This is a genomic window from Bacillus sp. RC252 (assembly GCF_044909215.1).
Taxonomy (GTDB): domain Bacteria; phylum Bacillota; class Bacilli; order Bacillales; family Bacillaceae_G; genus Bacillus_A; species Bacillus_A mycoides.
In genome coordinates this window covers 52998-68043 of record NZ_JBIYDV010000012.1, presented here as the reverse complement: position 1 = coordinate 68043, position 15046 = coordinate 52998, and the positions used below count along the sequence as shown (strand labels likewise).

Below are 15046 nucleotides of genomic sequence, written 5' to 3'. Positions count from 1 at the left end.
ACGTGAAAGAAAAAACAGTACAAACTGTAAATAACGGATTGAATGGCAAAATTACAATCCCTGGAGATAAATCAATTTCCCATCGCGCTGTCATGTTTGGCGCAATCGCGGAAGGTAAAACAACAATTAAAGGATTTCTTCCTGGTGCGGATTGTTTAAGTACTATTTCTTGTTTTAAAGAAATGGGAGTAGAGATTACACAAAATAGAGACGAAGTTACGGTAATTGGAACAGGATTAGAAGGTTTACAAGAGCCAAAAGCTGTATTAGATGTTGGTAATTCTGGTACAACGATTCGATTAATGTCAGGAATACTTGCAAACACACCATTCTTTTCTTGCGTGCAAGGTGATGCTTCAATTGCGAAGAGACCGATGCAACGTGTAACAAATCCACTAAAGCAAATGGGTGCAAAAATTGATGGCCGAAAAGAAGGAACGTTTACGCCGCTCACAATACGAGGCGGGAATTTAAAGGCGATTGAATATACTTCACCGGTAGCAAGTGCGCAAGTGAAATCAGCTATTTTACTTGCAGGCCTTCGCGCAGAAGGTGTAACAGCTGTTACAGAACCTCATATTTCCCGCGATCATACAGAAAGAATGCTTGAGGCGTTTGGCGTTACAGTAACTCGCGTGGGGAAAACAGTGAAACTAGCAGGAGGACAGAAGTTAACCGCAACAGATGTTCAAGTGCCAGGTGATGTATCATCAGCGGCATTTTTCTTAGTAGCAGGTGCAATTATTCCAAATAGTAAACTACTATTACAAAATGTGGGAATGAATCCGACTCGTACAGGTATTATTGATGTTCTTGAGAAAATGGGCGCTACGTTTACTGTAGAGCAGATTAACGAAGGAGCATCAGAACCTGCTGCAAATATTACAATTGAAACATCGCCGCTGAAAGGAATCGAAATCGGTGGAGATATCATTCCACGACTGATTGATGAAATCCCAATTATCGCTTTAGCGGCAACACAAGCAGATGGAATTACAGTCATTAAAGATGCACACGAGCTAAAAGTGAAAGAAACGAATCGTATCGATACAGTCGTTGCTGAACTAACGAAACTCGGAGCCTGCATTGAAGCAACTGATGACGGAATGATTATTTACGGCAAATCAACTTTAAAAGGTAGTGCAGTACATAGTCACGGAGATCATCGCATTGGCATGATGCTGGCGATCGCCGGCTGTATTGCTGAAGGAGAAACAACGATTGAAGATGCAGAAGCAGTAGGCGTATCATATCCTACATTTTTTGAAGAGCTTCAAACGTTAGCTAAATAAATTGATGAGAAGCAGATATGCAATGTATCTGCTTTTTTATGTTGGCTTTTTTCTTAAATAATGTTGCTTTATTACGTAAGAATTTTATCCTTATTGATTTTATGAGATTTTTACGCATAATTGTAACTAAGGGAGATGGTTCCAAGTTGAGTAAACAGAATATCAGCACAACAGTTTCAGGGGATTTAATTGTTACCCATCTAATTGGCAAGATTAATACAGCTGATGTTTATGAATGGTTTAATGGCTTCGAGCAGGTTTGTCAGCAATTCATTTCCGAGGGTCGGAAATACAAATTGTTGGTGGATAGAAAAGGATACACGCCAGATCATTTTTCTGTTCAAAAAGCATGGAAAGATAAGTTCTTCAATGAAACCATTTTGAATCACAGTAAGGCAATTGCGTTTCTCCTTGAAGAAGGGGAGATAATGAATTATTTACAACAATCCAATACAAAAGAATCCGTAAAATTTTTCGATGATTATGAACAAGCATTAATTTGGTTGAATGAATATCCAATATAAAACCTTTATTGAACCAGTTTCTCTCAATCAACTGGTTTTTTTTATGCCCGTAATGTTGCCGTTGTCATAAGTTTCATCACTTTCAATGGTACCTCTTAGCTTCGCAAACCCAAGAGAACGCAAGGCTTTTAATATTCTTATGCCGCCAATAGAAAGCAGTTGAAAAGAGCCTTTATGTTAGATTGTTTCTAAATCGATATCTTTTGTTGAAACATCCTCGTAATTTCACTTACCGAACTACAATAGTTTGAATTATGATATAATTCAAACGAGGAATGGAGGAGAAATATATGAACGTTATACAATTAAAAGAAGATAAGTTTAGAGAAGCATTACGTTTATCAGAATATGCTTTTCAATATAAAGCAAATGAAGAACGAGTAGAGCAGCAAATTACACGAATGAAGGAAAGCCATCAAATATACGGTATTATGGAAGGAGAAGAGTTAGCTGCAAAGTTGCACTTAATTCCTTTTCATATTTACATAGGAAAAGAAAAGTTTAAAATGGGCGGCGTTGCGGGGGTAGCGACGTATCCGGAATATAGAAGAAGTGGATATGTAAAAGAGTTACTTCAGCATTCACTGCAAACTATGAAAAGAGATGGACATAGTGTATCGATGTTACATCCATTTGCCGTTTCATTTTATCGTAAATACGGCTGGGAACTTTGTGCGAATCGAATCGTATGTCAGATGACAAAGAGCGATTTAATAATTAAAAAACAAGTGAATGGTACAGTGAAACGTTTTAGTAAAGATAATCATCCAGAAGAAGTAGAGAATCTATATGAAACATTTGCAGAACGATTTTCTGGTATGTTAGTTCGCGGACGTAAATGGTGGCTACAAGCGGTGTATCATGATTTAACATTGGCAGTTTACTATGATGAAAATAAAACGGCGGCTGGTTACATTTTATACAAAATAGAGAATTCTAAAATGAAAGTAGAAGAATTTGTCCCATTACATAATGAAGCAAGAATTGGTCTTTGGAACTTCATCTGCCAACATGATTCTATGATTAAAGATCTAGAAATGATACTAAGTGAGACAGAACCACTTCTTTACACATTACAAGAACCACGAGTAAAAGCAGAAGTAACTCCATATTTCATGGGAAGAATTGTAGATGTAGAACAGTTTTTCAAACAATATGAATGGAACTGGAACAACGAAGAGCAAGAAGTAATTTTACATATTACAGATTCATTTGCACCGTGGAATAACGTAACGGTTCAACTTAAAAATAATGAAATAACAATCGTTAAAGAAGAAACAGCAAAAGAAAATGGAATTCAAATCGATATTAATGCGTTATCTACTATTATGTTTGGTTACAAGCGACCGCTAGAATTAAATGAAATAGACTTAATAAGCGGTAGCGAAGAGGAGATACGTGCATTTGAGAATGTAGTGCCGGTGCGTAAGCCGTTTATTTATGATTTCTTTTAATTAATGTCATGTGCTATGTATGAGTAACAAAGTACTACAATGATAAACTTTTTATTATAGTACTTTTCTATTTAATAGAGTGAAATCATTGTTTTAGGAGGAAAAGTAAAATGATTAGGCAAGCCGTAGGTGCGGTCGTATTCCATCACAGTGAATTTTTATTGGTACATAAGGTGAAAATTAGCGACATAGATGGAGAATATGCTATGTCAAAGGGGGAATGGGATTTTCCTAAAGGTAGAGTGAAACATACAGATAATGATTTAGAGAGTGCTATTTTGAGAGAGCTGGAAGAAGAAACTGGATCTACAAAGTTTAAAGTTATAAAACAATTTGAAGATAAAATTTGCTTTGGCTTTCCTGAAGAACTCAAAATGAAAATTGGATATGAAGAGCAAGAAACTACGATGTTTTATGTAGAATATATAGGTGACAGAATAGATTTGCATCCAAAAGATAATGAAATAAGTCAAGTTCAATTTTTTAAGATACAAGATGTATTGAGGGTTTTAAGTCATGATGATACAAAGAAATTTTTTGATGGGATAACGCAAAAAATGTATTAATATCTTAATTGAGTGTGTTATTTGATAAATGTTTCAATAGCGTATTTACACACTTGACTTTTAATTCATGTAATTTATAATTAAAAACGGAATGAATTTTCATTCCTGGAAATTGAGGTGAGAAAAATGGCTAAAAATAAACAAGAAGACATTTTTGAAGCGGCTATACAATTATTCGCAGAGCGTGGTTACGATGGTACGACAATTCCGATGATCGCTGAAAAAGCAAAAGTTGGCGCGGGTACTATTTATCGCTATTTTGAAAATAAAGAGGCACTCGTTAACTCATTATTTACCAAAAGTATGCTACAGCTATCTGAAACAATAAAAACTGATTTTCCTGTTGAAGCAAATATTCGTGAACAGTTTAGTCATACGTATAACCGTTTATTTGAATTTGCGAGAAACAATGTGAATGCCTTTCTTTTTACAAATTCTCACTGTGATAGTTATTTTCTTGATGAACAGAGTAAGAAAATATTTGACGATTTTATAGGCTTCTTTATGAATATTATTGAAGATGGAATCGAAAAAGGTTTTCTTCGTCCATTGCCTATAATTGCTTTAATTATTATTGTATATCAACCACTTGAAAAATTAATAAAAGTAATGGCGACAGGGCAGTTAGAATACTCAAAAGAATTAGTAAAAGAATTGGAAGAAAGCTCTTGGAATGCTATTAGAATCATTTGATTCTAATAGCATTCCAAGGACAGGAATGAACATTCATTCCTAAATAAATATAAAAAACGATTACAGGAGATGATATATCTGTACAATTAAAGGAATGAATATTCATTCCGCAAGGAGTGATTTAATAGAATTGAAAAATAATTTAATAGGATAATAGGAATGAACGTTCATTCCGAAATGATGTTTTCAAAAACAGGGAATGAATATTCATTCTCTATGCACCATGAAACTCTAATAACAGGAGATGATTCAAATGAGCAAGCTAAAAAGTTGGAGAAGTTTATCTTTTCTATTATGGATAGTTATTACTATTGCAATGATCGTAACGATGCCTAATATGGATCAGTTAGTGAAGGAAAAAGGGCAAATCACGATTCCTAATACAGAACAAAGCAGTATTGCTGACAAGATGATAAAGGAGATGGATAAAGAAGGGGCTGAAAAGTATGAAATTATAGCCGTCTTTAATAGTGGAGATAAAAACGCATTAACGAATGAACAGAAAGAGGAAATAACAAAAACGATCAACGCGCTGCAAAATGAAAAAGAGCAATTAGGAATTAAGGAAGTCGTTTCACATTTAGATAATAAAGAACTAGAGAAACAATTAATTTCTAAAGATAATACGACTATTTTAACGCAAATATCGGTAGATAAAAAACATGGTAAAATATCAAAAATTGCAAATAATCTTCATAAAAAAGTACAAACGAAAGGAGTTACAACGTACTTAACAGGAAGTGATTTAATAGCGGGTGATTTTCTTACATCCTCTCAAGAGGGCGTGAAAAAGACAGAAGTTATTTCGATCATTTTCATTCTTGTAGTATTAATCATTGTATTCCGTTCACCAGTTGTTCCGATTATTTCTCTTCTTACAGTTGGTGTTTCGTATTTAATTTCAATGGGGATTATTGCCCATCTTGTAGATCAATTTAATTTTCCGTTTTCAAACTTTACGCAAGTGTTTGTAGTAGTCGTCCTGTTTGGAGTGGGAACAGACTATAACATTTTATTATATACAAGATTTAAAGAAGAATTAAGTAAACAAGAAAATGCATTTTTGGCTACGAAAGAAACGTTTAAATCGGCAGGTAAAACCGTTTTATATAGCGGGATAGCAGTACTAATTGGCTTTGCATCTCTTGCTTTAGCGAGTTTTAAATTATATCAATCGACTTCAGCGGTAGCAATTGGTGTCGCAGTACTACTACTCGTATTAACTACTTTAAATCCATTTTTCATGGTGCTTTTAGGAAAAGGAATGTTTTATCCAGTTAAAACATTTAAAGGACATGAGGATAGTCGTTTATGGGGATTCTTTGCGAAAAATTCAGTAGCAAGACCATTTATCGCTTTAATTATCGTATTCGTGATATCGATTCCATTCGTATTAAAATATTCTAACACGCTTAATTACAATGATTTATTTGAAGTGGATAATAAATATGAATCAAAAATGGGGATTAACGTAATAGAAGAGCATTTTCCGCCTGGTTTTTCTTCACCAAGTACGTTAGTTATTCAATCGGATAAAAAGTTAGATGAGGCGACTTCTTTACAAACTTTAGATGAACTTACTGATAAAATCTCGAAAGTTAAAGGAGTCTCAGAAGTATATTCACCGACGCGTCCAACTGGAGATAAGATTAAAGAATTATATATAAATAAACAAGCCGGAGAATTGAATACAGGCTTAGGAGATGCAAATGGTGGCATAAAAGAAATTAATGAAGGATTAACTGATGCGAAAGATAAAATGGGTAGTAATGACTCAAATAGTCTTGCAAATGTTCAAAAGTTAATTGATGGAACAAATGAAGCGAAAAATGGCGTATCAGCATTAGGGACAGCTTTAAATCAATTATCGAATGGAATAAACAATGGAGCACAAGGAGCGGAGCAAATAGAGGATGGGCTAGCATCATTAAACGGAAATATCAATGCCCTGTCAAATGCAACTTCACAGCTTCATGCTGGTTATGAACAGTTAGAAAAAGGTTTAAGTTCTTACGATCAATATTTCGGAAGCATTTCTCAAGCAATTGATGGTGCGAAAAAAGGATATGAACAAATTGAAGTGTTAATGACTAATTTCATTCAAACGAAACCAGAATTAGCAAATGACCCGAACATACAGCAAACATTAGGAATTGCTAAAGAAGCTCAAAAACAATTAACTGGACTTTCAAAAGAATTAAATCAATTGGCGGTGCAGCATAAAGCAGCGATGAATTCGTTTAAAGAAGCGAATCAATCGTTACTGAAAGTAGATAACGGTTTAAAAGAAATGAACAATGGAGTTACCAAGTTACAAAAAGGAGCTGCTGAGCTGAACAAAGGATTGAGCGAAGGGGCTACAGGTTCAAAACAAATTGCGAACAAATCAACTGAGTTACAATCCGGATTAACGAAAATAAACGATGGGCAAGGGCAACTTTTAACAGGGCTTAAAGATTTGCAAGAAAAGATGGGGCAATTACAATCAGGCTTATCTAAAAGTACAGAAGGGCTTGGAAAGATAAGTAACGGCCTAGGGGATGCTCAGAAATATTTAGGCGAGCTTAATGAATCAAAAAACTCTGAGAAATTTTATATTCCGAAAGAAGTTTTAGAAGGAGAAGATTTCCAAAAAGCATTGAATACGTACATGTCACATGATAGAAAGACTGCTAAAATGACAATTATTTTAGACGTAAACCCGTATTCAAAAGAAGCGATGCCTATCATTCAAGAAATTAATAAAACGATAGATGGTACGTTAAAGGGAACAGAACTAAATGATGCGAAAAAAGCAATCGGCGGGACAACAGCTAGAAACGTTGATTTAAAAGAAGTAACCGGGCAAGATTTCTTACGTACTGCTACGATTATGTTATTAGGGATTTCGCTTGTATTAATCGTGATTACACGCTCATTCTTAAATTCAATCTTTATTATTGGATCATTAATATTAGCTTACTTTGCTTCACTTGGTATAAGTGAACAAATTAGTTCACACTTATTAAACGTAGAGTCATTAAGCTGGAATGTTCCATTCTTTAGCTTTATAATGATTGTCGCTCTAGGTGTGGATTATAGCATTTTCGTAATGATGCGATACAATGAGCTAGAAGGGGATTCAGTAACGAAAATTGTAAATGCATCTCGTCACATAGGGGGAGTCGTATTATCAGCGGCACTTATTTTAGGCGGAACATTTGCTGCATTAATCCCTTCAGGAGTATTGACGCTAATACAAGTGGCATTAGTTGTTGGCATTGCCCTTATGCTATTAGCTTTAATTGTAATGCCGATATTGTTACCAGCTTTAATAGGATTGGCGAGTAAATTGAAGAGTTATAAAGAGAAAATAATAAATACGAGATAAGAAAAACCTGTAGGGAATGTTTTCTCTACAGGTTTTTTGTATATAAAATATGAAATGAAAAAATGATCTAATGTATTACAGAATGAGAAGCGAATGGGGATATTAGAAAGAGGTCGATGATATACAAAAAATAACTAGGGGAATGGATAAAAACTATTCGATTTCATTGTAGAAAGCTAATCAACCGTTGCTATTCATCCAGCTTCTACTATATAATAGCTATAGTCTACAATAATTGAGTCGTAATATGCGATTTTTTAAGACAATCGGTGAGAAAACGCTGAAATAAGCGGTATTAGTAGGAGGACACAAATGATTACAGTAAGTAACGTTAGTTTGCGTTTCGCAGATCGCAAATTATTTGAAGATGTTAACATAAAATTCACGCCAGGTAATTGCTATGGTTTAATTGGAGCAAACGGTGCTGGTAAATCAACATTTCTAAAGATTTTATCTGGAGAAATTGACCAATCAACAGGTGACATACATATTACGCCAGGTGAGCGTCTAGCAGTATTAAAACAGAATCACTTCGAATATGAAGAGTTCCCTGCACTAGAAACAGTAATGATGGGTCACACACGTCTTTATAAAGTAATGCAAGAGAAAAATGCAATTTACATGAAAGAAGACTTTAGTGATGAAGATGGCATGCGTGCTGCAGAACTTGAAGGTGAGTTCGCTGAGCTAAACGGTTGGGAAGCTGAGTCAGAAGCTGCAATCCTTCTAAAAGGATTAGGTATCGGCGAAGATATTCATGATAAAAAGATGTCTGAATTAACAGGGGCAGAGAAAGTAAAAGTATTACTTGCTCAAGCTTTATTCGGTCAACCTGACATTCTATTACTAGATGAGCCTACCAACCATTTGGACTTAAAAGCGATTCAATGGTTAGAAAACTTCTTAATGAACTTTGATAATACAGTTATCGTTGTATCCCATGACCGTCACTTCTTAAATAAAGTATGTACGCACATGGCTGATCTTGATTTCGGTAAAATTCAATTATACGTTGGTAACTATGACTTCTGGTATGAGTCAAGCCAATTAGCATTAAAACTAACGCAAGATTCTAACAAGAAAAAAGAAGAGAAAGTAAAAGAGTTACAAAACTTTATTGCGCGCTTTAGCTCAAACGCATCTAAAGCGAAGCAAGCAACTTCTCGTAAAAAATTATTAGATAAAATTACATTAGATGATATTAGACCGTCATCACGTCGTTATCCGTTCGTTGGTTTCACACCAGAGCGTGAAGTAGGAAATGACTTATTAACGGTTGAAGGTATTTCTAAAACAATCGACGGAGAAAAAGTATTAGATAATGTGAACTTCACTTTAAATAAAGGTGATAAAGTTGCATTTATCGGCCGTAACGATATTGCAATGACAACATTATTTAAAATTCTTATGGGTGAAATGGAGCCAGATAGCGGTTCATTCAAATGGGGTGTAACAACATCTCAAGCTCATTTCCCAAGAGATAACTCTGAGTACTTCGAGAACAGTGATTACACTTTAATTGATTGGTTACGTCAGTTCTCTCCACAAGATGAATCAGAAAGTTTCTTACGTGGTTTCTTAGGCCGTATGCTATTCTCTGGTGAAGAAGTAAAGAAAAACGTTTCTGTTTTATCTGGAGGAGAAAAAGTTCGTTGTATGTTATCTAAAATGATGTTAAGCGGTGCAAACGTATTAACATTAGATGATCCAACGAACCATTTAGACCTTGAGTCTATTACAGCATTAAACAACGGTTTAATCACATTTAAAGGGACATTACTATTCACTTCTCATGACCATCAGTTCGTACAAACAATTGCAAACCGTATTATCGAAGTAACGCCAAACGGTGTAGTTGATAAGGTAGCGACGTATGATGAGTTCTTAGAAAATGAAGAACTTCAAAAACAAGTTGATGCAATGTACAAAGGTCAATAATGAATGATTAAAACCCCCGCTCTCTTTTATGAGAGCGGGGGTTTTTTAAGTAAACAAATATTCGTTTTAATATAAAGTGGGGGAAGGATTAAAATGAATAATTATTCAAAAATAACATTAGCGAAGGTAAGAAATTTTTGAAGCGTGGATAAACCCTGAAATGATGAAGAAATGGTTTTTTACATTGGAAGGGACGGATAAAGTAACGGGAAATACTCCTGAAGTAGGAGGGAGTTGGGAAATTATTGATCATCGTGGCGGAAAAGATTATCGAGCAATTGGGGAATATATCGAAATGAATCGTCCTAAAAAAAATTAGTATTTACATTAAAAACGCCGCAGTTTAGTGAATTGTTAGATAAAAACACAGTTGAAATAAAAGAGAAACAACAAGGATTTAAAATGATATTTTCACAAAATATAATCGTTGCTCATGAAGAAGATTGGACAAAATATGATGTTGAAAAAGCTTTAGAGGGGTGTCATGATGGCTCTGAACATGGTTGGAATGTAATGTTCATGGGACTTAAAGAGTTGTTTAAAAGAAGAGGGAATAGCTACAAAGGATGATAAACGGTAGTCGAAAAAGTGTAGTTTGAGCAAATTGCCCAAACTACACTTTTTATTTTATGAAATTGGGTAGTTTAGATGAATGTACCAAAATTGGAGATAGATTAGTTTGCAAATGAGGAAATAAAGGATTATAGTTTGTGGAGTCATAATTAGTGGATGAGCCCCTGGGAGAAAACAGGAAATGTTACAAATGTATTTTGTAAAATAGAAACCAAAGTCAAAATGTTTAAAAAGAAATAGTTGAATAAATAAAAGCTACAAATTATAATTACTAATATTCTTCATATAGTTAAACAAATAAAATCTATTTGAAGAAGAAAAATTAAATAGAGAGACAGACTTATATAAAATAAGCCTTGGATGATCAAAAGAGGTGGAGAGATGCAACAATTTTTATTAAAGAGTAAACGAGTATTAAGTAATCATTTTGGATTTTTCGTATTTGCCGTTATTTTACTTTGGTTAAAAACATATGCAGCATATGTGACAGAATTTAATTTAGGGATATCGAACACAATCCAAAAGTTCTTACTGTTTTTCAACCCGTTAAGCTCAGCAGTTCTATTTTTAGGGCTCGCACTATTCGCGAAAGGGAAACGAGCTTACATTTGGTTAATTATTATTAATTTGCTAATGTCTATACTTTTATATGCCAACGTAGTATATTATCGCTTTTTCAGCGACTTTATTACGTTCCCGACATTAACACAAACGAATAACTTTGGAGATTTAGGTGGTAGTATTTTTGCATTGCTACACTTATATGACCCACTATATTTCTTAGATACAATCATTTTAATTGTTTTAGTCGCAACGAAATTTGTAAATCCTAAACCAATCCGTGTTGCGAAGCATAAATTATCGCTAGTATTTGTAGCAGGTATTTTATTCTTTAGCGTTAACTTAGGTCTGGCAGAATCTGACCGTCCTGAATTGTTAACAAGAACATTTGACCGCAATTATATCGTGAAATATTTAGGGGCGTACAACTTTACGATTTATGATGGTATTCAAAGTGCGAAAGCATCAACAGAACGAGCATTAGCGGATGGAGATAATATGACAGAAGTTAGAAACTATCTTACATCAACTTATGCAAGTCCAAATCCTGAGTATTTTGGTAAAGGAAAAGGAATGAACGTAATTTATATTCATTTAGAGTCATTCCAAAACTTTTTACTAAACTACAAGCTAAATGGTCAAGAGGTTACACCATTCTTAAACTCATTTACAAAAGATGCGAATACGTTATACTTTGATAACTTCTTCCATCAAACAGGACAAGGTAAAACATCTGATGCGGAGTTCATGTTAGAGAACTCAATGTTTGGATTACCGCAAGGATCTGTTTTTACAAATAAAGCTAATAACACGTATCAATCAGCACCAGCTATTTTAGGTCAACAAGGATACACATCAGCAGTGTTCCACGGTAACTACAAAACGTTCTGGAACCGTGATGAAATTTATAAATCGTTTGGTTTTAATAAATTCTTTGATGCGTCATACTATGATATGAACGAAAAAGATGTAGTAAACTATGGGTTAAAAGATAAACCGTTCTTTAATGAATCCATTCCATTATTACAAACGTTAAAACAACCGTTCTATTCAAAATTTATTACGTTATCGAACCATTTCCCTTATCCAATTGATAAAGCGGAAGCGACAATTGAACCAGCGAAAACAGGTGATTCATCTGTAGATACGTATTTCCAAACAGCACGTTATTTAGATGAATCTGTAAAAGGCTTCATGGATTACTTGAAACAATCTGGTTTATACGATAACTCAATTATCGTTATGTACGGTGACCATTACGGTATTTCAGATAATCATGGCGCAGCAATGTCTCAAATAATGGGTAAAGAAATGAACTCATTTGAAAATGCTCAATTACAACGTGTACCATTAATCATTCGCGTACCAGGAATGAAAGGCGGCATACAACATCAATATGGCGGAGAAATTGACGTTCTTCCAACTTTATTACACTTACTAGGTACAGATACAAAAAATTATGTCCAATTCGGATCAGATTTATTATCGCCAGATCATAAACAAGTCGTTCCTTTCCGTAACGGTAACTATGTAAGTCCAACAGTGACTGCACTGAACGGCAAATACTATGATACAGCGACTGGAAATCCAGTAGAATTTACAGACGAAATAAAACAAAATGAACAAATGGTTCAAAAATCACTAAAATACTCTGACCAAGTTGTTAACGGCGACTTATTACGATTCTACACACCAGAAGGCTTCACTCCAGTAGAGCGTTCTAAGTACAACTATAACCATCGTGATAAAAATAAAACGAAGGTGAAGACGACTGAAGACGGGGAAACAAAATAAATAATAAAAAATCCTACTCGTATAGAAAACGAGTAGGATTTTTTGTTTTAAGATTTACTTTCAGATTTTTGGAGTGCTACTTTTTTAGGCATGAAACATGCGATAATCAAAGCTACAAAAGATAAGACTAACATAAATACGTAGGCATCACTTGAGCTGAAGATAGAAGATAATTTCTTTACTTGCATAACTGAAATGTTTCCATTTTCACTAGATAACTGCGAAGCATGTGAAGTTGATTGAATTGTGTATACCGTGATAATAACTGCTGTTCCAATAGCACCTGCTAATTGACGTACGGTATTATTCACTGCAGAACCATGTGAACCCAGTTCTCTTGGTAAAGCGTTTAAACCTGCTGTATTTAAAGGCATCGAAATGAAACTTAGTCCAATACGTAGAATAATGGTACGAACCATTAAATACATATAAGTGGTGGATTCGGTCAAATCAATTACACCCCACATAGATATAATGATACATATTAAACCTGTAATAAAGAGTGGTTTCGCCCCATATTTATCAAACATTTTACCTGTGATAGGTGATAAGAAGGCATTAATCACAGCTCCAGGTAATAGAAGTAAACCTGATTCAAAAGCAGTAAAACCTCGTCCATTTTGCAAGTAAATCGGTAAAAGAATTAAATCAGCATACATAATCATCGTAATGAGTACGTTAATGACTGATGTAAGAGTGAAAATTTTATATTTAAATACGGATAAATTTAATAGTGGATCGCTAGACTTTATTTGACGTAAACAGAATAGGGTTGTAACAATTATTCCGATGATAATTGTAGTAATAACAACTGGATGATCCCATCCTTTACTTCCTGCACTACTAAATCCAAATATAATACAACCAAAGCCAATCGTTGATAAAATGACACTTACGATATCTAATTTTGCTTTTGTTGTCTCAGCAACATTCATTAAATATTTTAGCGCGAGAATAATAACGATTAATACAAATGGAGCTAATCCAATAAATAACCATCTCCATGATACATATTCAATAATAAAGCCAGATAATGTTGGAGCGATGGCTGGCGCGAAAATTATGGCGAAACCGATGGTTCCCATAATACTGCCACGCTTTTCACTAGGGTATAAATATAAAATAACTGTCATCATTAGTGGCATAATAATTCCTGCCCCAACTGCTTGAATCATTCTTCCTGTTAACAAAATGCCAAAATTCATGGCACATGCACAAAGAACAGTCCCAATAAACAAGGAGAGCATTGAGCTAATAAATAGCTGCCTTGTTGTAAATCGCTTCATTAAAAATGCCGTAATTGGCACGAGAACACCATTTATGAGCATAAAGCCTGTTGATAGCCATTGAACTGTAGCGGCCGTAACATCAAATACTTCCATTAAATTACTCATCGCAACATTTAATAGTTTCTGATTTAATGTTGATAAAAAACAGCCAGCAATGAGCACAACTAATATAATTTTTTTATTTCTTTCTGATATTTCCTTTTGCATTGGTAAACTCCTTCATTGTTACCATTAATTTTATCGACAATGTGTCGATAAAATTAATGGTAACAAAATAAATTTTCTTTGACCATGAACAGTTTTGTTGAAAATGTTCACTACTCGACATAGAAGATGTGCACTGTCGAGTAAGTAAAGAGAAAATCTATAAAGGAGTTTCAAAATGTCTACACCTAAAAAAGAAGATCCTCGTACAGTACGTTCAAGAGAAATGTTTAAAAATGCTGTTTTTTCTCTCCTATGTGAGAATCCTAGTACTTCAAGTTTAACGGTTCAGAAAGTCGCAACAAAAGCAGGATTAAACCGAACAACCTTTTACTTACATTATCAAGATATTCAAGATTTACTAGACCAAATCACGAATGAGATTTCAAATGAACTTTCAAATAAAATAGCTGATTTAATACATGCAAAAGATTTATCAGAAAAACAAAAGCTAACACAATTACTTGATTATTTATATAACCACCGAAATTATTTATTTATATTATTTAAAATGAATCAATTTGAGGAGCAATTATTTTTATTTTTAAAGCAATTAATAGAAACGAGAAGAGAGAATACGAAAAAGGATTTACCAAACGATTATGTTGCAGTTGATATTAAAACAGCTTCATTAGTAGGTATCATCATGTGGTGGATAAGGAATGGACTTGACTTTAGTTCAGATTATATTGCAAATCAAATTTATTTTATGTATAAAGGGTAATAAATGCAAACAATTTATCCGTATTAAAAAAAGATTAAAATAACCTAGTATAATTTAAAGTATC

At 34.1% G+C, this 15046-nt stretch carries 12 protein-coding genes; 11 read left to right on the top strand and 1 reads right to left on the bottom strand.

The window, feature by feature from the left end:
- Positions 1-2 precede the first annotated feature (2 nt).
- The 10 genes from aroA to ltaS all read left to right on the top strand — a co-directional run bounded on the left by aroA (position 3) and on the right by ltaS (position 12765).
- Entirely contained in the window at positions 3-1292 is a 1290-nt protein-coding gene (gene aroA / locus ABH960_RS17725) for a 3-phosphoshikimate 1-carboxyvinyltransferase (protein ID WP_404447124.1), read from the top strand.
- A gap of 17 nt (positions 1293-1309) precedes the next feature.
- Complete coding sequence (locus ABH960_RS17720) at positions 1310-1816, top strand: SpoIIAA family protein (RefSeq protein ID WP_033734078.1); 507 nt, start codon at positions 1310-1312, stop codon at positions 1814-1816.
- Positions 1817-2106: 290 nt separating this feature from the next.
- Complete coding sequence (locus tag ABH960_RS17715; protein ID WP_404447120.1) at positions 2107-3270, top strand: GNAT family N-acetyltransferase; 1164 nt, start codon at positions 2107-2109, stop codon at positions 3268-3270.
- A 110-nt stretch (positions 3271-3380) separates the two neighbouring features.
- Positions 3381-3836 (top strand): NUDIX domain-containing protein, encoded by a 456-nt coding sequence (locus tag ABH960_RS17710; protein ID WP_404447117.1) that lies wholly within the window; start codon positions 3381-3383, stop codon positions 3834-3836.
- A gap of 126 nt (positions 3837-3962) precedes the next feature.
- On the top strand, positions 3963-4529 hold the full coding sequence (locus tag ABH960_RS17705; RefSeq protein WP_002084903.1) for a TetR/AcrR family transcriptional regulator: 567 nt from the start codon (positions 3963-3965) through the stop codon (positions 4527-4529).
- A 253-nt stretch (positions 4530-4782) separates the two neighbouring features.
- Complete coding sequence (locus ABH960_RS17700) at positions 4783-7899, top strand: MMPL family transporter (protein ID WP_404447114.1); 3117 nt, start codon at positions 4783-4785, stop codon at positions 7897-7899.
- Positions 7900-8211: 312 nt separating this feature from the next.
- On the top strand, positions 8212-9837 hold the full coding sequence (locus ABH960_RS17695; RefSeq protein ID WP_002013447.1) for an ABC-F family ATP-binding cassette domain-containing protein: 1626 nt from the start codon (positions 8212-8214) through the stop codon (positions 9835-9837).
- A 160-nt stretch (positions 9838-9997) separates the two neighbouring features.
- Positions 9998-10156, top strand: coding sequence for an SRPBCC family protein (locus ABH960_RS17690; protein WP_002084908.1), 159 nt, complete (start codon positions 9998-10000; stop codon positions 10154-10156).
- An 83-nt stretch (positions 10157-10239) separates the two neighbouring features.
- Positions 10240-10407, top strand: coding sequence for an ATPase (locus ABH960_RS17685; RefSeq protein ID WP_404447110.1), 168 nt, complete (start codon positions 10240-10242; stop codon positions 10405-10407).
- A gap of 384 nt (positions 10408-10791) precedes the next feature.
- Complete coding sequence (ltaS, locus tag ABH960_RS17680) at positions 10792-12765, top strand: lipoteichoic acid synthase (RefSeq protein WP_113937537.1); 1974 nt, start codon at positions 10792-10794, stop codon at positions 12763-12765.
- Positions 12766-12812: 47 nt separating this feature from the next.
- Here the strand turns inward: ltaS and ABH960_RS17675 are convergent, their stop codons facing one another.
- Positions 12813-14261, bottom strand: a complete 1449-nt coding sequence (locus ABH960_RS17675; protein WP_404447107.1) for a DHA2 family efflux MFS transporter permease subunit — start codon at positions 14259-14261, stop codon at positions 12813-12815.
- Positions 14262-14436: 175 nt separating this feature from the next.
- On the opposite strand from ABH960_RS17675, the gene ABH960_RS17670 reads away from it, so the two are divergent.
- The gene (locus ABH960_RS17670) at positions 14437-14982 is read left to right on the top strand and encodes a TetR/AcrR family transcriptional regulator (RefSeq protein ID WP_404447104.1); all 546 of its coding nucleotides are present in this window, start codon (positions 14437-14439) and stop codon (positions 14980-14982) included.
- Positions 14983-15046: the final 64 nt, after the last annotated feature.